Origin of the sequence: Citromicrobium sp. JLT1363 (assembly GCF_000186705.1) — a bacterium.
Taxonomy (GTDB): Bacteria; Pseudomonadota; Alphaproteobacteria; order Sphingomonadales; family Sphingomonadaceae; genus Alteriqipengyuania.
Map to the genome: position 1 here is coordinate 175,021 of NZ_AEUE01000003.1, position 21,906 is coordinate 196,926.

The following is a 21,906-nucleotide window of genomic DNA, read 5'->3' on the forward strand; positions in this document are numbered from 1 at the left end:
GCCGTTGTGCTGGCCCTACCCCTCGCTTAAGGGCGGTCCTTAAATATCGAATATTCAACGTAGGAACAGGTGCCGCCATGGCTGTCCCAAAAAGAAAAGTTTCGCCGCATCGCCGTGGCAATCGGCGCGCGCATGATTCGCTGAAGGTCGAAGCCTTCCACGAGTGCAACAATTGTGGCGAGCTCAAGCGCCCCCACAACCTGTGCCAGCACTGTGGCTTCTACAACGGCCGCGAAGTCGTAGCCGTCGGTTTCTGATCGCGTCCGCGCGATCAAGTTCGGAGATTGCAATGAGTCTGCCGCGTATCGCAGTTGACGCGATGGGCGGCGACGAGGGCGTGCGCGTAATGGTCGAGGGGGCCGCCCTCGCACGTCGCCGGCACGAGAATTTCAGTTTCCTTCTCATGGGCGATTCGGCGCGGATCGAACGCGCGCTGGAAAATCACCCCGGCCTGGCCGGGGCTGCCGAGATTCGCCATTGCGAAGATGTGATCGCCGGCGAGGACAAGCCTTCGCAGGCGCTGCGCCGCTCCAAGGGCACCTCGATGGGCGAAGCGGTCGCCGCGGTGAAGCGCGGCGAGGCGGGCGCGGCTGTCAGCGCGGGCAATACCGGCGCGCTGATGGCGATCAGCAAGGTCGCGCTGCGCACCCTGCCGGGGATCGACCGGCCCGCACTCGCAGCGCTGCTGCCCACCCTGGAAGAGCAGGATGTCATCATGCTCGACCTTGGTGCCAATACCGAGTGCGATGCGCGCAATCTCGTCCAGTTCGCCATCATGGGCGCTGCCTATTCGCGGATCGTGACCGGCCGCCCGCGTCCGCGCGTGCGCCTGCTCAACATCGGCACCGAAGACATCAAGGGCACCGACGAGGTGCAGGAAGCCGCGCAGCACCTGCGCGCGACCAAGACGCTTGAACTCGACTTCGACGGCTTCGTGGAAGCGGACAAGATCAACCGCGGCGATGTCGACGTGGTGGTGACCGACGGTTTTTCCGGCAATATCGCGCTGAAGGCGATCGAGGGTTCGGCCCGCTTCGTGACGGACCTGCTTCGCAGCGCGTTCGCCTCGTCCTTCCGCTCCAAGGTGGGCTTCCTGGTCTCGCGTCCCGCGACCGAGCTGCTGCGCCATCACCTCGATCCCAACAATCACAATGGTGCGGTCTTCCTCGGCCTTAACGGCGTTGTGGTGAAGAGCCACGGCAGTGCCAATGCCAAGGGTGTGGCCCACGCCGTGGCGGTCGCCGCGCGGCTGCTGGAAGAAGACCTTACCGCGCGGATCGGTGAGGATCTGGGCGCGTTGGGCGACAGCCTGCTGGCGCATGGCAATGGTGCGGCCAGGAGCAGCGGCCCCAGCAAGATCGAGAGCGACGCCAAGTGATTCGCTCGGTGATCCGGGGCGCAGGCTCGGCCTTGCCGCAGCGCATCGTCACCAATGACGAACTGGCCGCGCAGCTGGACACCAGCGACGAATGGATCGTGGAGCGGACCGGTATCCGCCAGCGCCATATCGCGGGCGAGGGGGAGACGACCAGCACGCTCGCGATCGAGGCGGCGCGCGCCGCGCTGGACGATGCGGGGATCGACGCGAGCGAGATCGACCTGATCGTGCTGGCCACGGCCACGCCGGACAACACCTTCCCCGCCACGGCCACCAAGGTCCAGGCAGCGCTCGGCTGCAATGGCTGCCCTGCGTTCGACGTCGCCGCCGTATGTTCGGGCTTCCTCTATGCGATGAGCACCGCCGACGCGATGCTGGTGAGCGGGCAGGCGACGCGCGCGCTGGTGATCGGCGCGGAAACCTTCAGCCGCATCCTCGACTGGGAGGATCGCACCACCGCCGTCCTGTTCGGCGATGGCGCGGGCGCGATCGTGCTGGAAGCGCAGGACGGCGACGGCACGCGTGGCATCCTGACATCGCAATTGCATGCCGACGGCGCGCAGCACGACCTGCTCTATGTCGATGGCGGCCCCTCGACCACGCAGACCGTCGGGCACCTGCGGATGAAGGGGCGCGAGGTGTTCCGCCACGCGGTGGGCAACCTGGCGCAGGTGCTGAGGGATGTGGTCGCCAAGGCGGGGATCGAGATTTCCGACATAGACTGGGTCGTTCCGCACCAGGCCAATATCCGCATCCTCGAAGGAACGGCGAAGAAGCTGGGCCTGCCGCCGGAGAAGGTGATCGTGACGGTGGATCGCCATGCCAACACCTCCGCCGCGTCCGTGCCGCTGGCATTCGCTGCGGCACGCGCCGACGGGCGGATCAAGCAGGGCGATCTCGTCCTGTTCGAGGCGATGGGCGGCGGCTTCACCTGGGGCGCCAGCCTCGTGCGGATGTAACGCGAGAGCAGTCGTGTAAAAATGGGCCTGAACAATTGCGGCCTGGCGTAACAATTGCTAATCCCGGGATTATCTTGCAGTGGGTCGCACTCGGAAAACCGTAGAATAATAACAGGGGGGTTCCAGTCCATGTCGCGTTCGGCGGGTACGCTGACCAGGGCCGATCTGGCCGAAACTATCAATCGCAAGCTCGGCTTCAGCCGGGTCGAATCGCTCGCGCTTGTCGAGTCCATTCTCGCGCATATGTGCGACGCGCTCAAAGACGGCGAGAACGTGAAGATTTCCGGCTTCGGCAGCTTTATCCTGCGCGACAAGAAGGAACGCATCGGCCGCAATCCCAAGACCGGGGTCGAAGTGCCGATTACGCCGCGCCGCGTGATGACCTTCCGTGCCAGCCAGACCCTGCGCGACCGGATCGCAAGCGGAAGCTGATATGATCCGGCCAGCATGACCCGTTGGAGCTTCGACGATGGAAAGGACGCGGATGCGCTTCGGACCATCGGCGAGCTTGGTCGGGCCCTTGGCCTCAAACCCCATGTCCTGCGCTATTGGGAAGAACAGTTCCCGATGCTCAAGCCGCTGAAGCGCAGTGGCGGTCGCCGGTATTACCGGGCCGAGGATGTCGCGCTGGTGCAAACCATCGACCGGCTGGTAAACGAGGAAGGCTACACCTTGAAAGGTGCGCGCGCAGCGATCGAGAAGGGCCGGGCAGGCATGAACGAACCTGACGATGACGGACAGTCCGAAGCCCCGCGCGAAGGCATGCGCCGTTACCTGACCGCGAAGGACCTGCCCGACCGGGACGATCCCCGGGACCGGGCAGCGCCCCAGATATCGGCCGAAGGTGGCGCGGAGCGCGCCGACGGGTCCTTCGGGACGTCCACCAGCTTGCGCGGAGAATCCGATCTGCGCATGAATGTCGTGCGCAAGCTCAAGGATATCCGCGCCGCTTTGGCCGAAGCTATCGGGGACTAGTCCCCCGCAAGGACCATCCCCACGAACAACGCGTCGACCGCTGCGGCAAAGGCCGCGTCATCGCGGCGCTCGGGCACCTCGTCCACACGCTGCAACTCATCGGTGATGAGCGCTTCCAGTCGCGCCGATCTGTGTGTCGGGGCCTTTTCGCGTGCCTGTGCCTTTGTTTCGATCAGCTCCTCGATCGTCCGGATCAGGTCCGCGTCAAGGGCGGTCGCCGCCATCAGATCCTGCAACCGCATGGGTGGCCGCCGATCGGGATCGAGACGGAGTGCGCGGATGCACAGGGCGGGCCGAAGTGCATAGAAGTAGGCTTTGGCCGGGACCGTCAGTTCATCCTCAAGCCACCGCTGGACCTGATTTGCGCCCAGATTCGCGTAATGCAGGGCATAACCGTGCGGATTGAAGAAGCGATCCACCAGCGCTCTCAATTCGTCGATCACGGGGGCTTCGGGCAGGTAGCGGATCGGCGAATCGAGCCATTCCGAGACCACCGCATTATGCTTCAGCAACAGGCCCAGCGTCTTCGAAATATCCCAGCCATTCACATCGAAATCGTCGAGGATCGGCCGCTCCACGACATCGCGCTTCGGCTGGAGGGAAAGATATTCCGGCGCGGTGCGACGATAGATGAAGCGCACATCATAGTCGCTGTTGGGTGACGGGAAGCCCCACGCGCGCGAACCCGATTCGATGGCGAGCAGGTAGGTGATGCCCTCTTCGCGCCGGATGGTTTCCAGCCGCCGGGCGATCTCGGCCCGGGCGCCCGCCTCGATCGTCATCGAAAGCGCTACTCTGCCGCCAGCAGTTCGGCGGCCTGCAGGTCCACGCTGACGAGGCGGCTGACGCCCTGTTCGATCATGGTCACCCCGAACAGGCGGTGCATCCGGCTCATCGTCACGGCATTATGGGTGACGATCAGGTAGCGGGTGGTGGTCTGTTGCGTCATCGCCTCGAGCAGGTCGCAGAAGCGGTCGATATTCGCATCGTCCAGCGGTGCGTCGACCTCGTCCAGCACGCAGATCGGCGCCGGATTGGTCAGAAACAGCGCGAAGGTGAGCGCGATGGCCGTCAGCGCCTGTTCCCCGCCCGACAGCAGCGTGAGCGATTGCAGCCGCTTGCCCGGCGGCTGGGCGTAGATCTCCAGCCCGGCCTCCAGCACATCGTCGCTGTCGATCAGCGCGAGGTGGGCGCTGCCGCCCTCGAACAGACGCGCGAACAGTTTCTGGAAATGGGCATCGACCTGCTCGAACGCCGCCTTCAGCCGCTCGCGCCCCTCGCGATTGAGCTGCCCGATCGAGCCGCGCAGTCGGTGCACGGCTTCGGTCAGCTCCTCGCGCTCCGCGGCGGTGGAACCGTGCTCTTCCTCGATCTTGGCCAGCTCGTCCGCCGCGACAAGGTTGACCGGGCCGATTCGTTCGCGCGAAGCGGTCAACCTGTCGAGCGCTTCGGCTTCGGCATCGCGGTTCGACACATCCTCTTCGGCGAACTCGAACGTGGCGGGCAGCAGCGGGGGCGGCTTGTGGAAACGCTCGCCAGAAACGCGCGCCATTTCCGCTCGGCGGGCATCCTCGTTCTCGGCCTGGTTGGCGAGCTGCGCGCGCCGCTCGCGCGTTTCAGCCAGGGCTTCGTTGGCACCGCGCTGCGCTGCATCCGCCGTATCGGCGGCCGCCTGCGCGGTGTCGAGCGTTTCCTGCAATGCTGCAAGGCGCGCGGCGGTTTCCTGGTGGCTGGTGCGCGCGGCTTCGATATCGGCCTGCAGGCGATCGGGCAGATCGCCGATTTGTTCGCGCGCGCTTTCTATCTCGGCCACACGTCCGTCCATATCGGCGAGGCGCCGTGCGGCTTCGTCTGCCCGGCGATCCCAGTGCGATCGGTCCGCCTTGTGTGCCGAGACACGCTCGCGCGCCACCGCCAGCGCCTGTTCCTGCGCCGCGCGTGCAGCGGTCGCCGCGCTCAGCCGACCGCGTGCGGTCTCGTGCGCCTCGCGGGCCGCATCGCGCCGGTTGGCGAGCGCTTCGGGATCGGTCAGCTCCGCCAGCCTGGCCTGTGCGGCTTCGCATTCACGCTCTGCCGTGGTGCGCTGATCCGCCAGGTCCCGGCGCGCTTCTTCGAGCTGGCGCGCCTTGTCGGCATGGCTGGCGAGCGCAGCCTCCGCGCGGTCGAGCGCGCGTAGCGCCTCGCGCTCCGCCTGCGCGGCCCCCTCGCTCTCGCTTTCGGCGCGGGAGAAATCGGCCTGGCTCGCATCCAGCCGTTCGCGCGCCCTGGCAGAGCGCGTTTCGGCATCCGCCACGGCCTGCTGCAGAGCGGGAAGCTGCTCGGCCAGAGCGGCAAGCCGGTTTGCGGCTTCGAGCCTTGCCGCTTCCGCGCCGCCTTCGCCGCGCACCACCAGACCGTCCCACCGGCGCAGCGCACCGTTCATGGTCACGAGCCAGGTTCCCGGTTCCAGCGCGCGGCCATCGTCGCTCTCAGTCACCTGCACCCGCGCGAGGCGCGCGCGCAGTTCTGCCGGGCAGTCGGGCACATGATCGAGCAGGGCATGCTCCACCGGATCGGGCTGCGGCGCGCCGGTCCAGAAGCGGCCATCCTGCGCATCGGGCAGCAGGCCGAGCGGGCTCCGCCCGTCGCGCCCCAGCACGGCGGCCAGCGCGGCTTCATATCCGGGCGCCGCGCGCACCTTGTCGAGCGCCACCGGCAGCCCGGCCTTGGCCGCGCGCGCCTTGTCCCGCCCGGCACGGTCCTTCTCCAGCGCGGCGTGTTCGCGTTCCACTCCGGAAAGTTCGGCCCGTGCCCCGGCAAGCGCTTCCTGCGCCTGCTCCAGTTCACTCCGCGCCGCATCGCGCGCTGTGCGCAGATCGACGATCCGTGCAGCAAGTTCTTCGCGGCGCGTGCCCGCGCGTGCGGCATCGTGCTTCGCTGCCTCGAGAGCCTTTGCCGGATCGTCCTCGCTTGCCCGCGCGCGCTGCGCCTCGTCGAGCCGTTCCGCTTCCTTGGCGAGGCTGGCGACCCGTCGCTCGGCCTGCTCCACCGCGGCGCGCGCTACGCGCCATTCGGCATCGAGCGCGGCGAAATCCGCGTTGGCGCGGGCAAGGTCCAGCTCCGCCGCGCGTTCCGCCTGCTCTGCCCGGTCGGCATCCGCGATCACCTGCGGTAGCGCTTCTTCGGCCTGCGCACGCGCCTGTTCACTCGCCGCCAGTTCGGCTTCCAGACGCTTGAGCGCATCGGCGGCATCGCGCCCGGTGCGCCCGTAATCCTCGCGGTCCTGCTCCAGCCGCTCGGCCTGCCGGTCGAGATCGGCGAGCCGGGCAAGAGCCGCCTCGCGCTCTTTCTCGAGGCTGGCGAGCCGTTGTTCCTGCGCGCCCGCATCGGTCCGCGCGGCGACCAGCGCATCGCGCGCATCGGCAAGCGTTTCCGCCGCCTCGCGCTGCGCCGCTTCGGCTTCCCCAGCGCGCGTCTTGGCCGCAGCGACCGCGCTTTCCGCCTCGCCCGCAGCCTTGCGTGCAGCTTCCGCGCTGGCCGCCGCATCGCGCCACCGGGCAAAGACCAGCCGCGCCTCGGCCACTCCGATCTCGTCGGTCAGCTTCGAATACCGCTCCGCCTGCTTGGCCTGCCGCCGTAGGCTGGCGATCTGGCTGTCGAGTCCGGCGAGCAGGTCTTCCAGCCGCTCCAGGTTCTTCTCGGTAGAGCGCAGCTTGCTCTCGGCATCCTTGCGGCGCACGTGCAGCCCCGCAATCCCCGCCGCCTCTTCCAGCATCTGCCGTCGCTCGGCGGGCTTGGCGGCGATCATGTGCGCGATCTTGCCCTGGCTGACGAGCGCGGGGGAATGCGCGCCGGTTGCCGCATCGGCGAAGGCCAGCGCAACGTCCTTCGCGCGAACATCATTGCCGTTGACGCGGTAGGCGCTGCCCGCACCGCGTTCGATCCGGCGCACGACTTCCAGCTCGTCGCCACTATCGTCCGAACCGGTCAGCACCACTTCGGCGAACTGGCGCGGCGGGCGCTGTTCGGTGCCCGCGAAGATCACGTCTTCCATCCCGCCCGATCGCATCGACTTGGCGGAGGTTTCCCCCATCACCCAGCGGATTGCTTCGAGCAGGTTGGACTTGCCGCAACCATTGGGGCCGACCACGCCGGTCAGCCCCGGTTCGATGCGCAGTTCGGCGGGCTCGACGAAGCTCTTGAAGCCGGAAAGACGAAGTCGCCGTATCTCCATCGAGGCGCCTTAGCTGGCCATTACTCGTCGCGGGCGCCCGCGCGCTGCAGGGCCGCTTCGACCTGCGGCCAGGTGGGGCCGGGGTCCAGCGCCAGTTCGGTCCCGTTGATCAGGAACGTCGGCGTGCCGGTGATGTCGTCCTGCGTGCCGTAGGATTGCGAAGCCTCGGCGATTTCGGTCAACCGCTCCGCATCGGCAAGACAGGTGCGCGCCTGATCGCGGCTGATCCCGCGCGCGGCGAAGAAATCGATCAGGCCGGCTGTTTCCGCAAAGGCGACGAAGCGCTGGTCTTCGGGCAGCGAAAGCGCCTGGTCGAGCTGCTGCGTGCGTTCCTGCACGGGCGGAAGAAGGGTCTGCAGGTTGGCCCAGACCTGATCGGCCAGCGGTACGGCCTGCGACACCGTGCCGCATTCGATCAGGCGCGTGAGCGCGAGGTCGATCGGGCCGTGAATGGCGAAACTGCGGAATTCGAAGCTGACGCGTCCGCTGTCGACATATTCGTTCATCAGCGGCTCGCTCGCCTGGATGGAGAACTGAGCGCAGCCCGGGCAGGTGAGCGATCCGTATTCGATCAGCTTGATCGGCGCATCGGGATTGCCGACCAGATAGCCGTTGCGATCGGTAATCTGCGCCACTTCGGACCATTCCTGCCCGTCGGGCGCGGGGACTTCGGCGGCCGGCTCGCCGTTAAGCGAGGCTTCGCCACCATCGCCCGATCCACAGGCGGCGAGCGCCAGGGCAAGGGGAAGGGCCATGGCGGTGAGGGCGAAGCGCCCGGTGTTGGTGCGTAGGGTCATCGGACGGTCCTTTATCGAGCCGATTGGGAAGGATAGGCGCGCTGGCCAGCGATTCGGAAGGGGCGGCGGCGGGTTCTCCACCGGCACTCTACACGCTTATTCGGATGGGGCGGCAGGCAGGGGCGAGGCAAGCACCTGGCTCAGCCTTTCCCAGCCATGCACGTTTTCGAGCATCTGCCCGTTGACCGCGAAGCTGGGCGTCGGGATCGGGCCGTATTTCTCCACGTCCTGCGCGATGGCACTCTCGATCCTGTCGGCAAGCGCCTGATCGGCGAGGCACTGATCGAGTTCGGAGCGCGAATAGCCCCGCTGTTCGAGGATCGCGTACAGGTTGAGGTCGCTCGCCACCGCGCGGCGGCGGGCGGCCAGGTCGCCATTGGTCCAGCGGTCCGTCTGGCTCTTGGTGGCCATCCGGCGCAGCGCGTTGAACTGCGGCTGCGCGGCCATCAGCGCGGCATGGTTGCGCGGGAATTTTTCGGGCGCGCCGCAGAACGCCAGCATCGTGGCGGTCATGTCGATGATGTTCGCCGCCACATGACGATATTCGAAGCGCAGATCGCCCGGCTGGACATAGCCGACCTTCAGGATCTCTTCGCCCTGGAGGGTGAAGTCGCGGCAATGCGGACAGGTGTAGCTGATATATTCCGTCACCGTGACGGGCGCATCGGGGTTGCCGACGAGGTGCGACGCGGGGGTACGCTCCACCGTGCCCAGCCAGTTCTGCGTTGCGGCCATGCTTGCCAGCCCGGCAATCAGAACCATCAGGCCTGCGACGATCCGTTTCACTCCTGCGATCCTTCCGTGTCGTTACCCATCGTGCGGGCCAGCCCTTCCAGCACCGCGCGCAGTTCGGGGTCGCCGATATCGCGCAAACTGTCACCCAGTTCCATGGGAATCGGCTTGAGTTCGGGCGGGCGGGCGCCTTTTTCCGCCTCTACATCGCGTTGCTGAACCGCGCCTTGCCGCATCTTCACCTTGGCGACGGCGCGATAGCCGAAGAAGCGGTTCACCCGCTCGATAATCTCGGGGATCACGTGCTGGATGATCGGCGCATGCGCGGGCGCGACGACCATCTGCAGGATCCCCTCGGATCGCTCGCCGGGCGGGAAGCGGATCGCCTCGGGCGCGCAGACCTTCGCATGTTCGGGGCCGACGATCTCCGGCCAGCGGGTGACGACCGAGCTTTGCACGAAGCCGTATCGGCGGAAAGCCGTTCGCCCGACCTGCGGCATCAGATCGCCCACCGCCTTCGGCCCGCCGCCGCGTGGCCGCTCGAACGGGCGGACGTTGCCTTTCGCAGGGCTTCGGCCCGTGCGCTTTTTCGTGGCGGGCGATTTGGGAGGAGGGGTGCGTTCCATTGGAAGGGAGAGAATGCCATAGCCCGCGCGTGACCGCCACCCGCCCCGACCGACAGATTCCGGCAAAACTTCTCGACTGGTACGATGCGAAAGCGCGCGCCCTGCCGTGGCGCGCCCTGCCGGGCGAACCGCGGCCCGATCCCTACCGCGTGTGGCTGTCCGAAATCATGCTTCAGCAAACGACCGTGGCGGCGGTGAAGCCCTATTTCGCCGATTTCACCGCGCGCTGGCCAGCCGTCGAGGCGCTGGCTGCCGCGCCGGAGGAGGACGTGATGGCCGCGTGGGCTGGGCTGGGCTATTATTCGCGTGCGCGCAATCTGGTGAAGGCGGCGCGCGCGGTCGCCGATCTGGGCGGTTTTCCCGATACCGAAGAGGGGCTTCGCAAGCTGCCGGGCGTGGGCGACTACACTGCCGCTGCCATCGCCGCGATTGCCTTCGGGCGGCGTGCCGTGGTGGTCGATGCGAATGTCGAGCGGGTGGTGGCGCGGCTGTTCGCAATCGAGCAGCCGCTGCCCGCTGCGCGCAAGGCGATCCGCGAGGCAGCGGACACGATCACTCCGGACGAGCGCGCGGGAGACTTCGCGCAGGCGATGATGGATTTGGGCAGCCGCATCTGCACGCCGCGCAAGCCGAACTGCGATGCCTGCCCGCTGGCGGGGGCGTGTGCCGCGCGCGGCAACGATCCCGAACGTCTGCCGGTCAAGGCGCCGAAAAAGGCCAAGCCCGTGCGGCAGGGGCGCACCTACTGGATCGAGCGGGAAGGGCACGTGTGGCTGGTGCAGCGCCCGCCCGAAGGCATGCTGGGCGGGATGCGCGCGCTGCCCGACGATGGCTGGTCGGCCAGGGCCGACGGGGCGGGCGTGGCGCCCATGCGGGGAGACTGGGCCGATGCAGGGGCGGTCCGCCACACCTTCACGCATTTCACCATCGAACTGACGGTGCTGCGACTGGACGGTGCGGATCCAGACCCAACCGGAGATGGCGTCTGGTGGCCGCTGGAAAAGCTGAAGGACGCGGGCCTTCCGACCCTGTTCGCCAAGGCGGCTCGGCTCGCCGAGGCGGCGCGCGAACGCCTGCTCTAGGCTGCCTTCCTAATGGGCGATCAGAGGAGACCGCCGCCCAGCACCAGCCGGATGATCGAGATGATCATGACGATGATGCAGAAGGTCCGCCCGCTGGTGCTGGAGGACAAGAAGCCCAGGATCGTCCCGATGACGAGGAAGGGCAGGGCGATCCAGTTGAGGATCCCGATGAAAGGAACCAGCCCGAGGATCACGATGACGAGGCCGACGAGGCCGAACAGCCAGGAGAGAATATTGAGCATGTGTCTTATATGTCTAAGGCACCGGCGTCTGGCAAGATGGTAAATGAACGCTGAAGCGCCGCGCCTTGCACAGCCAATAGGACGGCCGGACCAATTGCCTCATTGACGGCTCACGATGGCGCTTTAGTTTCCAGGCGCAACCGAACCGGAAGAGAGACCTGATGGCATATACCCAATTCGACGAGGGCGGGTTCTCTCGCCGCAGCATCCTCAAGGGCGGAGCACTGGTCGCGGGCGGCGGCATGCTTGCCACGCTGCCTTTCGGCAGTGCGCTGCTGGCGCACGACGTCAGCGAAGCCTGGCCGCGCGTGGCCGCAGAGATCGAGAGCTATCTTGCCGAAAAGAAGGTCGCCAACATGATCGCCACCTTCGGGTGGAAGCAGGACGATCACGTCCACAACGTGGGTGGCGGCACGCTGGCGATGGGCGGCACCACCCAGGCCGATATCAATTCGCTCTACCGCATCTATTCGATGACCAAGCCGATCACCGGCATGCTCGCGATGCAGCTGATTTCGGAAGGCAAAATGGGGCTCGACCAGCCGCTGTCGGACATTCTGCCCGCCTTTGCGAACATGCAGGTGCAGAAGGAATATGACGGCGCGATCACCGAGGATAATCTGGAGCCCGCGAAAAGCCCGATCACCATCCGCCATCTGCTGACGCACACTGCAGGGCTCGGCTACCAGATCGTGCAGCAGGGCCCGATCAAGGACGAATACGACCGGCTGGGTCTCGTCGCCGGACAGGTCAGCCGCGTGCCGATCCCTGGCATGGGAATGGCGCAGACCGCAGAGAGCCTGGAGCTGTTCGCCGACCGGCTCGCCACCGTGCCGCTGGTCTACCAGCCGGGCACCAGGTGGTCCTATTCGGTCGGCCTCGACCTGATGGGCCGCGTGATCGAAGTGGTGGAAGGCAAGCCGTTCGACCAGGTAATGCAGGAAAGGATTCTCGGCCCGACGGGAATGACGAGCACGTTCTTCACCGTGCCGCAAAGCGAGGTCGGGCGTTTCACCACCAATTATGCCGTGTTCGGCGGGAAGGTGATCCCGATCGATCCGGCGGCGTCCTCCATCTATCTCGACAAGCCTGCCTTCCCCTTCGGCGGCGCCGGGCTGGTTTCCTCCCCGCGCGATTACGACCGGTTCCTGCGCATGCTGCTTGGCAAGGGGATGATCGACGGCAACCGCGTGCTGAGCGAAGGCGCGGTCATGGTCGGCACGTCGAACATCCTGCCCGACACGGTGGACCTGACCGGCAGCTGGACCGAAGGGCACGGCTATGGCGCGGGCGGGCGCGTGGTCGGCTGCAGCTATGGCTGGGGCGGCGCAGCTGGCACCGCCGCGATGGTCGATTTCAAGCGCGGCCTGCGCGCGCAGCTGTTCACCCAATACATGCCGAGCGAGGCCTACCCGATCCAGGGCAAGTTCTCCGAACTGGTCGAAGCCGATCTCGCCGCGCACTACGGTGTCTGAGGCGTCTGCAACGGCAAGGCCGATCGCGTTTTCCGGTTCCCCGCTCGATCGGGCGGACAATCTGCGCGCAGACCCCGATGGGCTTGCCGCGCGGATGGACTGGAAAGCGCGGCTTCTGCTGCTCGACGGGCTGAACCCTTCCATGGATGAAGGCGGGCGGCTGGTGTGGGGCACGCTGGCCGACGCGCCCGAGGATGCGGAACTGGTGTTCCTGGGCCTCGACCGGTCGGACGGGGGAGAGAAAGCCTGCTTCGCCTGCGTCCCGCCCGAAGGCGATGCCCGCCCGCGCATGGCGAACCCGCAGCTATGGGCCCTCATGACTGCGCTCGCGCCGGACCAGCTCGCGCTGTACGGCGGCGCGCGCAGCCTGGTGGACTGGCACGCGCGGCATCGCTTCTGCGCGCAATGCGGCGGTGGAACCACAATCGCAAAGGGCGGCTGGCAACGCACCTGCACCGCTTGCGGCGCGGACCATTTCCCGCGCACCGATCCGGTCAGCATCATGCTGGTGGAGCATGGCGGCAAGTTGCTGCTCGGCCGCGGGCTGGGCTGGCCCGAGGGTCGCTTTTCCGCGCTTGCCGGCTTCGTCGAACCGGGTGAGACGATCGAGGAAGGCGTGGCGCGCGAAGTGCTGGAGGAAGTCGGCGTCGTGGTGCGCGATGTCCGCTATATCCTCAGCCAGCCGTGGCCTTTCCCCAGCCAGCTGATGATCGGCTGCATCGGCCAGGCCGAGGGAACCGAAATCACGCTCGACGAAACCGAGATGGCAGAGGCGCACTGGTTCACGCGCGAGGATGTGATCGCCTCGCTCGAAGCGAGGGACGACGCGCCGATGGTCTCGCCCCCGCCGCACACCATCGCGCATCAGCTGTTCCGCTGGTGGGTCGCGCAATGACGCAGACGCTCACCATAGACATTTGGTCCGATGTGATGTGCCCTTGGTGCCTCGTTGGCTGGGGCGGGCTGAAGCAGGCCCTCGACACGCTTGAGGGGGAGGTCGAGGCGGAAATCCGCTGGCACGCGTTCGAGCTCAATCCCGACATGCCGCCCGAGGGCGAAGAGCGCACCGCGCATATCGCGCGCAAGTATGGCCGCACGATGGAGCAGTCGCGCGGCGTGCAGGATCAGATGCGCGAAGCAGCGCGGGCGGCGGGCGTCTCGCTCGACTATGAGGGTGGCGAACCCGCACCCGATGCCATGATGTGGAACACGCTGGCGGCGCACAAGCTGCTCGCCTGGGCGCTGGAAACCTACGGGCCGGCAAAGCAGACCGAACTGAAGCTCGCGCTGTTCGCTGCCCACTTCAACGCCCGCCGCCGGATCGGCGAGCCTGAGGTGCTGCTGGATATCGCCGAAGAGAGCGGGCTCGACCGGGCGGGAGCGCAGGCCGCGCTGGAAGATGCGGATTACACCCACAAGGTTCGCGCCGAAGAGCGCGCCGCGTTCGAGATGAACATCACCGGCGTGCCCGCGGTGATCGTGGCGGAGAAATTCATGATCCCCGGCGCGCAGCCCGCCGAGGCGTATGTCAACGCGCTGCGCCGGGTCGCGGAGAAGGTGGGGTGAGGTGGCTCTGCGCGCTTGCGCTCGCCTCTCTTGGTATCGGCAGCGCGCATGCGCACAGCATCGCTACCGGTCCGTTCTATCTGTCTTACGATGGCGATGCACTGCAACCGGAATCGGATCATGCGATCGACGTCGTCGATGACGTTGTCGGTCTGGTCCCGGATGTTCTGGTGTACGCCTGCGCGCTCGATGCCACGCATGAACAGGCCCGGCAGCGGCTGGGCCTGCTGAGCGCAAGGCTGACTTCGACAGTTAAGGGGCGTGCGGTGGTTCATGTCGACGCGCAGTGCCCCGATCCGGTCATTGCTTCGGCACCGGGGAACGTTGAAGAGACATCCCTGGTGCTCTGGATCGATCTCTCGGCGGCGGAAAAGGCGCGGACCGATGCATTATAGGCTCCTACTCGCTCTCTCATGCTTGCTCGGACTGCTGGCCGCCGTGCCGGCCGCGGCCAGCGAGGAGCCGCGCGATTTCATCTATACCGGCGATCTTGCGGAGAACGCCGACCTGCTCGACCGGCGCGACATCGAAGGCGCGCAGGTGATCTACACCTGGCGGATGCTGGAACCGGAAAAGGGCGTGTACGATTTCAGCGCGATCGAGGCCGACCTCTTACTTGCGGAAGCGCGCGGAAAGCAGCTCTTCGCGCAGATCCAGGACCGGTTCTTCCTGCCAACCGCGCGCAACGTGCCGCAATACCTGCTCGACGATCCCGAGTATGACGGCGGGCTCGCGCGGCAGTACGACAACCCCGGCGAGGGCGAACCGGAGGGGCAGGGGTGGACCGCAATGCACTGGAACCCGGCGGTGCGTGCGCGCTTCCAGGCGCTACTCGCAGCGCTGGGCGAGCGGTTCGACGGGCGGCTGTTCGGAGTGAATCTGCCCGAAAGCTCCTTCGATCCACTGGCTGAGGAGGGCGATGCGAACGGCTTCACCTGCGATGCCTATTTCGATGCCACGCTCGACAACATGCGCGCCGCGCGCGCCGCGTTCGAAGAGACGCACGTGGTCCAGTACCTCAATTTCTGGCCGTGCGAGTGGAACAACGACCACCGCTACATGGAGCGGGCCTTCGCGCTCGCCATGGAGCAGGGGATCGGCGCGGGCGGACCCGATATCGTCCCGCACAAGCGCGCGCAGATGAAGAACAGCTACCCCTTCTTCAACCGCCACAAGGCCGATCTGCCGCTGGTCGCGATGGCGATCCAGGAGCCGACGCTGACCTACACAAACCCCGAGACGGGCGAGAAATTCACCCGCGAGGAGTTCGTCGCCTTCGCGCGGGATTACCTGGGCGTCGACGTGATCTTCTGGAGCATCGAGGCCCCATGGCTCGCGGCGGAGTAGACGCCGCGCACAAAAAACCCCGCAGGATGGGGCGGGGTTCCTCGTATTTCTGGCAATCGCGCGGGGCGATCAGCCTTCGGCCTGTTCTTTCTTGAGGCGGGCCAGGGTCTGGTCGACGCGCGCCTGAAGCGTCTCGCTGGTCTGCAGCGCAGCGCCGATGGTGTTGAAGCGCTGCGGCGTCATCTGCGCCTGCGAAAGAACCTGCATCGCGGCCTTTTCCTTCTCCGCGCCCGCGATTTCCTCGCTGCGCTGGATCTGGCCGATCATCGATGCGGCGATGACGAAATTTTCCAGCTCGGCGTCGGAAACCGGCGCCATCTGCTGCGCGGACGGAGCCTGAGCCTGTTGGGCCACTGCGGGCTGGGAAAGGGTGGCGAGCGATGCAGCCGCGAGCGCGGCATATGCGAGTTTCATGGGTGTCTCCCGTTCGGATGAGTCGATACGGGCGCGCACCTCATGATCGCACCGCGCCACTTCAACCATAGCGCGCTGGGCCGTGAATGAGTTTGGACGAGTGGGGCGCGGCCCGAAGGTTCGGGCGCGCCCCGCGCCAGCATTACGAAGCCTGTTCGCCCTTCTTGATGGCGCGCATGGTCTTCTCGCCCTTGCGCGCATCCTGCTCCGGATTGTCCGAGCCCACGGCCGGTTCGCGATTGTCCGGATCGGTCGCGCGGTTGAGTTCGTCGCGCGCGCCGACGCGGCGGTTCACATCGCCATCGGCGCGGCCCTGCTGGTCGGGCGTGGGGTTTTCGGTGATCTTGTCGATCAGATCGTTGTCGGGGTGACGCGATTGGCGTTCTGGCATGTAATTTCTCCTTTCCCCATCAACGGTTAGGGGCGCAGGAGCGTTCCAAATCAGATCAGCCCCAGCTTCTGCAGCCTGGTGGCGAGCGCGCCCGGCAGCACATCGCCCACCTCCTCGCCCTCGGCCAGGTCGCGCGGCGGCTCGCCCTTAAGGTAGCGCCAGCCCTGGTGCGCGCGCTTGGGCTGCGGGTATACCGGGATCAGCCGCGGTTCGAGGTCGATCGACCAGCGGCCGTTCTCGGTCTCGCTGAAGCCGAGGATTTCGCTGCGCGCGACGAGGTTGTGCTGGTGGATCCAGAACAGCGACCCGCCGATGCACTCCTCCCACCGCGTCGGGCGATAGCGGGTGGTGAGGTTGGGGCTGCGCCGGTTCGCGTACCAGCTTTCGAGGTCGGAGAAAGACTGCGCGCCGAACGCGATCTTGGTCAGGTTGAGCGGCATGGGGGTGAGGTAGGGGCTGCGGGCCAACGCATCAACTTGCCTATTTATCACCCCACCCGTCGTCCCGGATTTGATCCGGGGCTGGGCTACCTTTGGCGCTGCGCTGGAAGGAAGCTGGGCCCCTTCAATGGAGCGGTTGGGAGCATTCAAGATATGTGATTTTTCTCGTTCGAAGGTCGAACTCTAATTGAATTGCCGCGCAGTCCTTCCCTGCCACGGCAGGATAATCTTCGAACTTCACCCACCTCCGTTCGCCAGGTTGGGCATCGGCTGGCGCGGCACAAGCGACTGTCTTCCAGCTGCCATCCACTTGAAGCTCTTCGCAGCCGTAATCCGAAGGCCGAGGGGCTTCTACTTCGGTTGTGTAGGCTCCGTGAACCGATCCCTTATGCTCAGTGTAATAGCGCGCATAGCTTTCTAGCGGTCCTGCATCGGCAGGTAAGCGTATTGAACTCTCGATTTCATCCATCAACGCTGTTCGGCTATTGGCCTGATCTGAGGCGCAACTTGCCAGTGCAATCAGAGAGACGATGAAGATAACGGGCTTCATCTGCTCATCCTCGCACTCAGGCCGAATGTCCGCAATGGGCCATTCTATGACCATTCCGTGGACCTCAAGCACTCTCCCTCGACGGGAGAGGGATACGAAGCCTAGCGAGCCGGCTCGCTAGGCGAAGTTGGGTGAGGGTGAAGAGGGCCGCCCGGCACCCTCATCCAGTCTTCGGTAGCGCGCTTCGCGAGCAACCTTCGCCATCCTTCTCCCGTCGAGGGAGAAGGATCAGGAAACCAGCCCGCTCGCCACCGCCAGCCCCAGAAACGCGAAGAAGCCCATCGAGTCGGTCACCATCGTCACGAACACCGATGACGCCACCGCCGGGTCCTGCCTGGCGCGTTCGAACAGCACGGGGACGAGCACGCCCGCCAGCCCCGCGGTGACCACGTTGATGACCATCGCCAGCGCGATCACGCCGCCCAGCTTCCAGTCGAACACCAGCGCGGTCGCGATGCCGACCAGCACCGCGATGGTCACGCCGTTGAGGATCGCGACGCGCAGTTCGCGCAGCAGGATCTTGCCGGTATTGGCCTTGGTCAGCTGGTTGGTCGCGATCGCGCGCACGGTCACCGCCATGGTCTGCGTGCCCGCATTGCCGCCGATGCTGGCGACGATCGGCATCAGGATGGCAAGCGCCACCAGCTGCTCGATCGCCGCGCCGAAGGCCGCGATGATGAGCGAAGCGACCAGCGCGGTGCCGAGGTTCGCGACCAGCCAGCGCACGCGGCTGGAATACGCCTCGCGGATCGGCTCGTTGATGTCGCCGTCACCCGCGCCCGAGAGCAGCAGCGCGTCCTCGCCCGCTTCTTCGGAGATGATGTGGACCACGTCGTCGACCGTCATCTGGCCGACCAGTCGCCCGGTTCCGTCGATCACCGCGGCGGAGATCAGCGCGTATTTCTGGAACATCAGCGCGACCTCTTCCTGGTCCATCATCACGGGTATGACGGTCTGGTCGCGCTTCATCACGTCGGTCAGCGCGATGGCGCGCGGCGTGGTGAGAATCCAGCTGAGCGCACAGGTGCCCACGGGATGGTGCGCCTCGTCCACCACGAAGACCTCGAAGAAGTCGCCCAGCAGTGTGCCGTGGATGCGCAGGTAATCGATCAGGTCGCCGACGGTGAAATGTTCGGGCACCGCCACGAACTCGCGGCTCATCAGGCGGCCGGCGGTTTCCTCGGGATAGGACAGCGCGCTTTCGATGGCGGCGCGGTCTTCCGCCTCCATTTCGGCGAGGACGGCTTCTCGCTCCTCCGCGCCCATGTCCTCGATCATCTGGACCGCGTCGTCGGTTTCCAGCTGCTCGGCGATGAGGGCGACCGCCTCTGCGGGCAGCCCCTCCATCATTTCCTCGCGGACCCAGTCGTTCAGTTCGGCGACGACCTCGCCGGTCATCAGATCGCTGATCGCGATGGTCAGCAGGCCGCGCTCGTCATTGTCGAGCAGTTCGAGCAGGTCGGCGACGTCGGCGGGGTGGAGCGGTTCGACCAGCTCGTAGACCTCGCCGCGCCGGTCTTCCTCCAGCGCGAGGCGCACGGCGCGCACATATTCGGGCTTGAGGCGGTTTTCCTCGTCGTGCCGCGCGTCGTCGACGCGGTCGTCCGGGCGACCGCCTTCGTGCGCGCCGTCCTGCGCGTTATCCTCGATCACCTCTGCGGTGTCTGTCGTTTCGTCGAGGAGAGGATCGGCGGCCATGCCTTCCGGCCCCTAAGGCGATGGCCCGCAAAAGCAAGTCGGGGCGTCACCGATCCGGCCCTGACGCGGTTCCAGCCCGGCTCCAACTCGACAGGGCGCGGTGCGGCGTCTAGCGAACGGGCCAACGCAAATTCTCAAGGAGATTCCCCATGGCGGAAAAACTGACCTTCACCCTCGATACCGGCGACGGGGAGAACAAGGACGTGGTGATCAAGCTGCGCCCCGATCTGGCGCCCGGCCACGTGGAGCGGATTACCGAGCTGACCAAGGACGGCTTCTACGACGGCGTCGTGTTCCACCGCGTGATTCCCGGCTTCATGGCGCAGGGCGGCGACCCGACCGGCACCGGCATGGGCGGCAGCGAGAAGCCCGACCTGAAGGCTGAGTTCAACAGCGAGCCGCACACCCGCGGCACCTGCTCGATGGCACGGACCCAGGTGCCGGACAGCGCGAACAGCCAGTTCTTCATCTGTTTCGACGATGCCGAATTCCTCGATGGCCAGTACACCGTATGGGGCCAGGTCGAGAGCGGAATGGAACATGTCGACGCGCTGCCCAAGGGCGAACCGCCCGCAAACCCGGGCAAGATCGTGAAGGCGACGGTCGGCTGACCCAATCGATCAACCGCTCGCGCTGAGTTTGTCGAAGCACCGTCCTTCTTGAACAAGGAGAAAGACCCTTCGACAGGCTCAGGGTGAGCGGGGATTGAAGGTGGACGCTAAACTCGATCCCAGGGCGCGTTGCCGCGTTCGTCGAGCGGCGCATTGATAGCTCTGTCGTACAGGGATAACACTCGCTCGGGATCAGCCTGCTCGCCGAGATGCAGGATATGGAACCGCTGCAATCCGACGTCGGGATGGCTGGCACAGTGGTGGCTAAACCACATGGCTGCCTCCAAAGGCTCATTCTGGTGCCACGTGGTCATGACGAACGCATCGTCCGGAATGTCGCCGAAATCGTGTGCGGCCAGGTTCGCTTCATCGACGCAGTCATGCCAGACGCTGCAGTCGCTCCCCCAGACAAGAAAATACATGCATCCGGTCGCAACCAGATGATGGGCAAAGCGGGCGCGCCAGCCGCATTCAGCCTCATTTTCGGCAACCAGCAACGCCCGATATGGCTCCGGTCCAAGCTCGGGCATCGGGCCGCCGGAGTGGACCCGGACATAATCCGGCGTCAAAGCCCCGCCTTCACCAGCCAGTCGTGGAACATGCGCACGGGCCGCTCTTCCAGCGCGCCGGGCTTGCAGACGAACCAGTAGGAATAGGGGCTGTCCACGTCCGCGTCGTACAGGTCGACCAGCCGATCGTCGGCCGCGCGGCGGCGATGGTCGTCGTGCATGATTGCGATGCCCAGCCCCTGGGCGGCCGCTTCGAGCATCAGCTGGCCGGAATCATAGTGGTCGATGGCCGCAGGTTCGAGATCGTGCAGGTCCAGCGCGTCTTTCCATGCGGTGAAGCTGTGCGGCAATTCGTTGTGGATCAGGAAGGTCTGCTTGGACAGCAGCGCCGCATCCGGCCTCGGGCCCAGCATTTCCGCCAGTTCGCGGTTGGTGATCGCATGCACCTTGTTTTCGTCCAGCCGCACGGCGTGCAGGCCGGACGTCGGCCCGCGAGAGAGGATGATGGCGGCATCCAGCAGGTCGCCCACCCGGTCTTCCAGATGGGGGCCGGTATCGATGTCGATATGCAGGATCGGGTGCAGCCGTCGCAATTCGCCCAGCCGCGGGAACAGCCGCTGGCTGCCGAACAGCGGCAGCACGCCCAGCCGAAGCCGCAGCAGCCGCGTGCTCTCGGACTGGCCTTCGACCGCGCGCGCGAGTGCTTCGAAATGCGGCAGCACCGCTTCGTGAAACGCCGCGCCCTCGTCGGTCAGCTGCATGGCCTGCCGCGCGCGGGTGAACAGCTTCTTGCCGATGAACTCTTCCAGCGTGGCGATCCGGCGGCTGAGCGCAGACGGGCTCAGCCCCAGCTGGTTGGCCGCCGCGCGCGCCGAACCGAGGCGCACGGTGAACATGAACGCTTCGAGCGAACGCAAGGGTGGAAGGCGGCGGTTGGACATTGCGCGGAACTGTTACAGCATGGCGCGGCGCGAAAAAGCGTTATTTTGGGTCAGGGTGGGGTTGCGTAAATTGCATCCCGCCTATTCCTCTTCCCCGTTATCGCGGGTCTCGTCCCGGGCGTGCAGCCGCACGCGCTTGACGTGGGTTTCGTCGCCTTCGATCACCTCGATCGTCCAGCCATTGGGATGCTGCACGCTGGCGCCCACCTGCGGCACCTGTTCGGCGAGGATGAAGGTGAGGCCGCCCATCGTATCGACCGATTCCTCCACCTCGGCCAGCGCCGGGTCGATCCGCTTGGCGATGTCTTCCAGCTCCGCGCGCGCGTCGATTTCCCACACGCCTTCATCGACCTGACGGATCAGGTCCTGCGCCAGCTCGTCGTGCTCGTCTTCGATCTCGCCGACGATTTCCTCGACCAGATCCTCGATCGTGATGATCCCGTCCGTGCCGGAGAATTCGTCGACCACGATGGCGAGGTGGGTTCGGTTGGTGCGCATGTCCGCCAGCACGTCGAGCGCACCGCGGCTCTGCGGGACGTAGAGCGGCTGGCGCATCAGCGTGGTCCAGTCTTCCGGAGCGGGCCGGTCGTCCACCAGGAAAGGGAACACATCCTTGATGTGGATCATCCCGATCACTTCGTCGAGCTGTTCGCGGTAGACCGGCAGGCGCGAATGGCCGTGTTCGGAAAAGACCGCGAGAAGCTCTTTCCAGGTCGCACCGGCTTCGACCGCGATGATCTCCCCGCGCGGGATGGCGACATCGTCCGCATCGTGCTCGCTGAAATGCAGGAGGTTGCGGAGCATCTGGCGTTCTTCGGAGGAAAGATCGCCATTCCCCGGCGCATCGTCCCCGAAGGCGCTGTCGCCTTCGTGCTCGTCTATCGTCTCCTCGATCTGGCGGCGCAGGCTGCGTTCGCCGCGCTGCTGATCGAAGAACTTGCGCATCGCGAGCCAAAGCCC

The 21,906-nt window shown here is 66.0% G+C and carries 26 protein-coding genes; 12 read left to right on the forward strand and 14 right to left on the reverse strand.

Annotated elements, in window-relative coordinates; translation table 11 throughout:
* The first annotated feature begins 77 nt into the window (after positions 1–77).
* The 5 genes from rpmF to ADAD_RS17345 all read left to right on the forward strand — a co-directional run bounded on the left by rpmF (position 78) and on the right by ADAD_RS17345 (position 3,312).
* Positions 78–257 carry a 50S ribosomal protein L32 gene (gene rpmF / locus ADAD_RS16605; protein ID WP_010410735.1) on the forward strand — a complete coding sequence of 60 codons (180 nt, stop codon included), beginning with the start codon at positions 78–80 and terminating at the stop codon, positions 255–257.
* Positions 258–289: 32 nt separating this feature from the next.
* Positions 290–1,378 carry a phosphate acyltransferase PlsX gene (plsX, locus tag ADAD_RS0105430; protein ID WP_010410737.1) on the forward strand — a complete coding sequence of 363 codons (1,089 nt, stop codon included), beginning with the start codon at positions 290–292 and terminating at the stop codon, positions 1,376–1,378.
* The gene (locus ADAD_RS0105435) at positions 1,375–2,337 is read left to right on the forward strand and encodes a beta-ketoacyl-ACP synthase III (RefSeq protein WP_010410739.1); all 963 of its coding nucleotides are present in this window, start codon (positions 1,375–1,377) and stop codon (positions 2,335–2,337) included. Before plsX ends, ADAD_RS0105435 begins: the two co-directional genes overlap by 4 nt.
* A gap of 129 nt (positions 2,338–2,466) precedes the next feature.
* Positions 2,467–2,769: an integration host factor subunit alpha gene (locus ADAD_RS0105440; protein WP_010410740.1), complete on the forward strand. Its 303-nt coding sequence runs from the start codon at positions 2,467–2,469 to the stop codon at positions 2,767–2,769.
* Positions 2,770–2,784: 15 nt separating this feature from the next.
* Positions 2,785–3,312, forward strand: a complete 528-nt coding sequence (locus ADAD_RS17345) for a MerR family transcriptional regulator (protein ID WP_010410742.1) — start codon at positions 2,785–2,787, stop codon at positions 3,310–3,312.
* On the opposite strand, the gene ADAD_RS15585 is transcribed toward ADAD_RS17345, so the two are convergent.
* The 5 genes from ADAD_RS15585 to ADAD_RS0105470 all read right to left on the reverse strand — a co-directional run bounded on the left by ADAD_RS15585 (position 3,309) and on the right by ADAD_RS0105470 (position 9,680).
* Positions 3,309–4,094 carry a nucleotidyltransferase domain-containing protein gene (locus ADAD_RS15585; protein ID WP_010410744.1) on the reverse strand — a complete coding sequence of 262 codons (786 nt, stop codon included), beginning with the start codon at positions 4,092–4,094 and terminating at the stop codon, positions 3,309–3,311. The genes ADAD_RS17345 and ADAD_RS15585 overlap by 4 nt on opposite strands.
* An 8-nt stretch (positions 4,095–4,102) precedes the next feature.
* Positions 4,103–7,525 (reverse strand): AAA family ATPase, encoded by a 3,423-nt coding sequence (locus ADAD_RS0105455; protein ID WP_010410747.1) that lies wholly within the window; start codon positions 7,523–7,525, stop codon positions 4,103–4,105.
* A gap of 20 nt (positions 7,526–7,545) precedes the next feature.
* Positions 7,546–8,322, reverse strand: a complete 777-nt coding sequence (locus tag ADAD_RS0105460; protein ID WP_010410749.1) for a thioredoxin domain-containing protein — start codon at positions 8,320–8,322, stop codon at positions 7,546–7,548.
* A gap of 96 nt (positions 8,323–8,418) precedes the next feature.
* Complete coding sequence (locus tag ADAD_RS0105465) at positions 8,419–9,108, reverse strand: thioredoxin domain-containing protein (RefSeq protein ID WP_010410750.1); 690 nt, start codon at positions 9,106–9,108, stop codon at positions 8,419–8,421.
* Positions 9,105–9,680 carry a DUF721 domain-containing protein gene (locus tag ADAD_RS0105470; protein ID WP_010410754.1) on the reverse strand — a complete coding sequence of 192 codons (576 nt, stop codon included), beginning with the start codon at positions 9,678–9,680 and terminating at the stop codon, positions 9,105–9,107. The genes ADAD_RS0105465 and ADAD_RS0105470 overlap by 4 nt, the downstream gene beginning before the upstream one ends.
* Before the next feature lie 29 nt (positions 9,681–9,709).
* Here ADAD_RS0105470 and ADAD_RS0105475 point away from each other — a divergent pair, with 29 nt between their 5' ends.
* On the forward strand, positions 9,710–10,762 hold the full coding sequence (locus ADAD_RS0105475; protein ID WP_010410760.1) for an A/G-specific adenine glycosylase: 1,053 nt from the start codon (positions 9,710–9,712) through the stop codon (positions 10,760–10,762).
* A gap of 20 nt (positions 10,763–10,782) precedes the next feature.
* Here ADAD_RS0105475 and ADAD_RS0105480 read toward each other — a convergent pair whose 3' ends face one another.
* Positions 10,783–11,004 carry a hypothetical protein gene (locus ADAD_RS0105480; RefSeq protein ID WP_010410761.1) on the reverse strand — a complete coding sequence of 74 codons (222 nt, stop codon included), beginning with the start codon at positions 11,002–11,004 and terminating at the stop codon, positions 10,783–10,785.
* A 161-nt stretch (positions 11,005–11,165) separates the two neighbouring features.
* On the opposite strand from ADAD_RS0105480, the gene ADAD_RS0105485 reads away from it, so the two are divergent.
* The 5 genes from ADAD_RS0105485 to ADAD_RS0105505 all read left to right on the forward strand — a co-directional run bounded on the left by ADAD_RS0105485 (position 11,166) and on the right by ADAD_RS0105505 (position 15,392).
* Positions 11,166–12,479 carry a serine hydrolase domain-containing protein gene (locus tag ADAD_RS0105485; RefSeq protein ID WP_010410763.1) on the forward strand — a complete coding sequence of 438 codons (1,314 nt, stop codon included), beginning with the start codon at positions 11,166–11,168 and terminating at the stop codon, positions 12,477–12,479.
* A gap of 94 nt (positions 12,480–12,573) precedes the next feature.
* Positions 12,574–13,374 (forward strand): NAD(+) diphosphatase, encoded by an 801-nt coding sequence (gene nudC, locus ADAD_RS0105490; protein WP_010410766.1) that lies wholly within the window; start codon positions 12,574–12,576, stop codon positions 13,372–13,374.
* The gene (locus ADAD_RS0105495; RefSeq protein ID WP_010410767.1) at positions 13,371–14,045 is read left to right on the forward strand and encodes a DsbA family oxidoreductase; all 675 of its coding nucleotides are present in this window, start codon (positions 13,371–13,373) and stop codon (positions 14,043–14,045) included. Before nudC ends, ADAD_RS0105495 begins: the two co-directional genes overlap by 4 nt.
* On the forward strand, positions 14,042–14,440 hold the full coding sequence (locus tag ADAD_RS0105500; RefSeq protein ID WP_010410768.1) for a hypothetical protein: 399 nt from the start codon (positions 14,042–14,044) through the stop codon (positions 14,438–14,440). The genes ADAD_RS0105495 and ADAD_RS0105500 overlap by 4 nt, the downstream gene beginning before the upstream one ends.
* A complete protein-coding gene (locus ADAD_RS0105505; protein WP_029139934.1) occupies positions 14,430–15,392 on the forward strand; it encodes a hypothetical protein in 963 nt (320 codons plus the stop codon). The genes ADAD_RS0105500 and ADAD_RS0105505 overlap by 11 nt, the downstream gene beginning before the upstream one ends.
* A 69-nt stretch (positions 15,393–15,461) precedes the next feature.
* Here ADAD_RS0105505 and ADAD_RS0105510 read toward each other — a convergent pair whose 3' ends face one another.
* The 5 genes from ADAD_RS0105510 to mgtE form a co-directional block, all read right to left on the reverse strand.
* Positions 15,462–15,806 carry a DUF4168 domain-containing protein gene (locus ADAD_RS0105510; RefSeq protein WP_033193198.1) on the reverse strand — a complete coding sequence of 115 codons (345 nt, stop codon included), beginning with the start codon at positions 15,804–15,806 and terminating at the stop codon, positions 15,462–15,464.
* 142 nt (positions 15,807–15,948) lie between these two features.
* Positions 15,949–16,197: a hypothetical protein gene (locus ADAD_RS0105515; protein ID WP_010410772.1), complete on the reverse strand. Its 249-nt coding sequence runs from the start codon at positions 16,195–16,197 to the stop codon at positions 15,949–15,951.
* 50 nt (positions 16,198–16,247) lie between these two features.
* Positions 16,248–16,637 carry a DUF1489 family protein gene (locus ADAD_RS0105520; protein ID WP_010410774.1) on the reverse strand — a complete coding sequence of 130 codons (390 nt, stop codon included), beginning with the start codon at positions 16,635–16,637 and terminating at the stop codon, positions 16,248–16,250.
* Between the two features lie 124 nt (positions 16,638–16,761).
* Positions 16,762–17,187 carry a hypothetical protein gene (locus ADAD_RS16805; RefSeq protein ID WP_139020349.1) on the reverse strand — a complete coding sequence of 142 codons (426 nt, stop codon included), beginning with the start codon at positions 17,185–17,187 and terminating at the stop codon, positions 16,762–16,764.
* A gap of 228 nt (positions 17,188–17,415) precedes the next feature.
* Complete coding sequence (gene mgtE / locus ADAD_RS0105525) at positions 17,416–18,885, reverse strand: magnesium transporter (RefSeq protein WP_010410776.1); 1,470 nt, start codon at positions 18,883–18,885, stop codon at positions 17,416–17,418.
* A 149-nt stretch (positions 18,886–19,034) separates the two neighbouring features.
* On the opposite strand from mgtE, the gene ADAD_RS0105530 reads away from it, so the two are divergent.
* Positions 19,035–19,496: a peptidylprolyl isomerase gene (locus ADAD_RS0105530; protein WP_010410777.1), complete on the forward strand. Its 462-nt coding sequence runs from the start codon at positions 19,035–19,037 to the stop codon at positions 19,494–19,496.
* A gap of 107 nt (positions 19,497–19,603) precedes the next feature.
* On the opposite strand, the gene ADAD_RS0105535 is transcribed toward ADAD_RS0105530, so the two are convergent.
* From ADAD_RS0105535 to ADAD_RS0105545, 3 genes are all read right to left on the reverse strand, one after another.
* Positions 19,604–20,065 (reverse strand): DUF7684 family protein, encoded by a 462-nt coding sequence (locus ADAD_RS0105535; protein ID WP_029139935.1) that lies wholly within the window; start codon positions 20,063–20,065, stop codon positions 19,604–19,606.
* Positions 20,062–20,946: a LysR substrate-binding domain-containing protein gene (locus ADAD_RS0105540; protein ID WP_010410782.1), complete on the reverse strand. Its 885-nt coding sequence runs from the start codon at positions 20,944–20,946 to the stop codon at positions 20,062–20,064. The genes ADAD_RS0105535 and ADAD_RS0105540 overlap by 4 nt, the downstream gene beginning before the upstream one ends.
* Positions 20,947–21,027: 81 nt before the next feature.
* On the reverse strand, positions 21,028–21,891 hold the full coding sequence (locus ADAD_RS0105545) for a CBS domain-containing protein (RefSeq protein WP_010410784.1): 864 nt from the start codon (positions 21,889–21,891) through the stop codon (positions 21,028–21,030).
* Between the last annotated feature and the right edge of the window lie 15 nt (positions 21,892–21,906).

Excerpts from the sequence above, each read along its gene's own strand:
- ADAD_RS16805 (WP_139020349.1), bottom strand. The coding sequence starts at position 17,187 with ATGAAGCCCGTTATCTTCATCGTCTCTCTGATTGCACTGGCAAGTTGC.
- ADAD_RS0105485 (WP_010410763.1), top strand. The coding sequence starts at position 11,166 with ATGGCATATACCCAATTCGACGAGGGCGGGTTCTCTCGCCGCAGCATC.
- ADAD_RS0105515 (WP_010410772.1), bottom strand. The coding sequence starts at position 16,197 with ATGCCAGAACGCCAATCGCGTCACCCCGACAACGATCTGATCGACAAG.
- ADAD_RS0105460 (WP_010410749.1), bottom strand. The coding sequence starts at position 8,322 with ATGACCCTACGCACCAACACCGGGCGCTTCGCCCTCACCGCCATGGCC.
- ADAD_RS0105520 (WP_010410774.1), bottom strand. The coding sequence starts at position 16,637 with ATGCCGCTCAACCTGACCAAGATCGCGTTCGGCGCGCAGTCTTTCTCC.
- mgtE (WP_010410776.1), bottom strand. The coding sequence starts at position 18,885 with ATGGCCGCCGATCCTCTCCTCGACGAAACGACAGACACCGCAGAGGTG.
- ADAD_RS0105440 (WP_010410740.1), top strand. The coding sequence starts at position 2,467 with ATGTCGCGTTCGGCGGGTACGCTGACCAGGGCCGATCTGGCCGAAACT.
- ADAD_RS15585 (WP_010410744.1), bottom strand. The coding sequence starts at position 4,094 with ATGACGATCGAGGCGGGCGCCCGGGCCGAGATCGCCCGGCGGCTGGAA.
- ADAD_RS0105510 (WP_033193198.1), bottom strand. The coding sequence starts at position 15,806 with ATGAAACTCGCATATGCCGCGCTCGCGGCTGCATCGCTCGCCACCCTT.
- plsX (WP_010410737.1), top strand. The coding sequence starts at position 290 with ATGAGTCTGCCGCGTATCGCAGTTGACGCGATGGGCGGCGACGAGGGC.
- ADAD_RS0105480 (WP_010410761.1), bottom strand. The coding sequence starts at position 11,004 with ATGCTCAATATTCTCTCCTGGCTGTTCGGCCTCGTCGGCCTCGTCATC.
- ADAD_RS0105505 (WP_029139934.1), top strand. The coding sequence starts at position 14,430 with ATGCATTATAGGCTCCTACTCGCTCTCTCATGCTTGCTCGGACTGCTG.
- nudC (WP_010410766.1), top strand. The coding sequence starts at position 12,574 with ATGGACTGGAAAGCGCGGCTTCTGCTGCTCGACGGGCTGAACCCTTCC.
- ADAD_RS0105470 (WP_010410754.1), bottom strand. The coding sequence starts at position 9,680 with ATGGAACGCACCCCTCCTCCCAAATCGCCCGCCACGAAAAAGCGCACG.
- ADAD_RS17345 (WP_010410742.1), top strand. The coding sequence starts at position 2,785 with ATGACCCGTTGGAGCTTCGACGATGGAAAGGACGCGGATGCGCTTCGG.
- ADAD_RS0105495 (WP_010410767.1), top strand. The coding sequence starts at position 13,371 with ATGACGCAGACGCTCACCATAGACATTTGGTCCGATGTGATGTGCCCT.
- rpmF (WP_010410735.1), top strand. The coding sequence starts at position 78 with ATGGCTGTCCCAAAAAGAAAAGTTTCGCCGCATCGCCGTGGCAATCGG.
- ADAD_RS0105540 (WP_010410782.1), bottom strand. The coding sequence starts at position 20,946 with ATGTCCAACCGCCGCCTTCCACCCTTGCGTTCGCTCGAAGCGTTCATG.
- ADAD_RS0105455 (WP_010410747.1), bottom strand. The coding sequence starts at position 7,525 with ATGGAGATACGGCGACTTCGTCTTTCCGGCTTCAAGAGCTTCGTCGAG.
- ADAD_RS0105545 (WP_010410784.1), bottom strand. The coding sequence starts at position 21,891 with ATGCGCAAGTTCTTCGATCAGCAGCGCGGCGAACGCAGCCTGCGCCGC.
- ADAD_RS0105530 (WP_010410777.1), top strand. The coding sequence starts at position 19,035 with ATGGCGGAAAAACTGACCTTCACCCTCGATACCGGCGACGGGGAGAAC.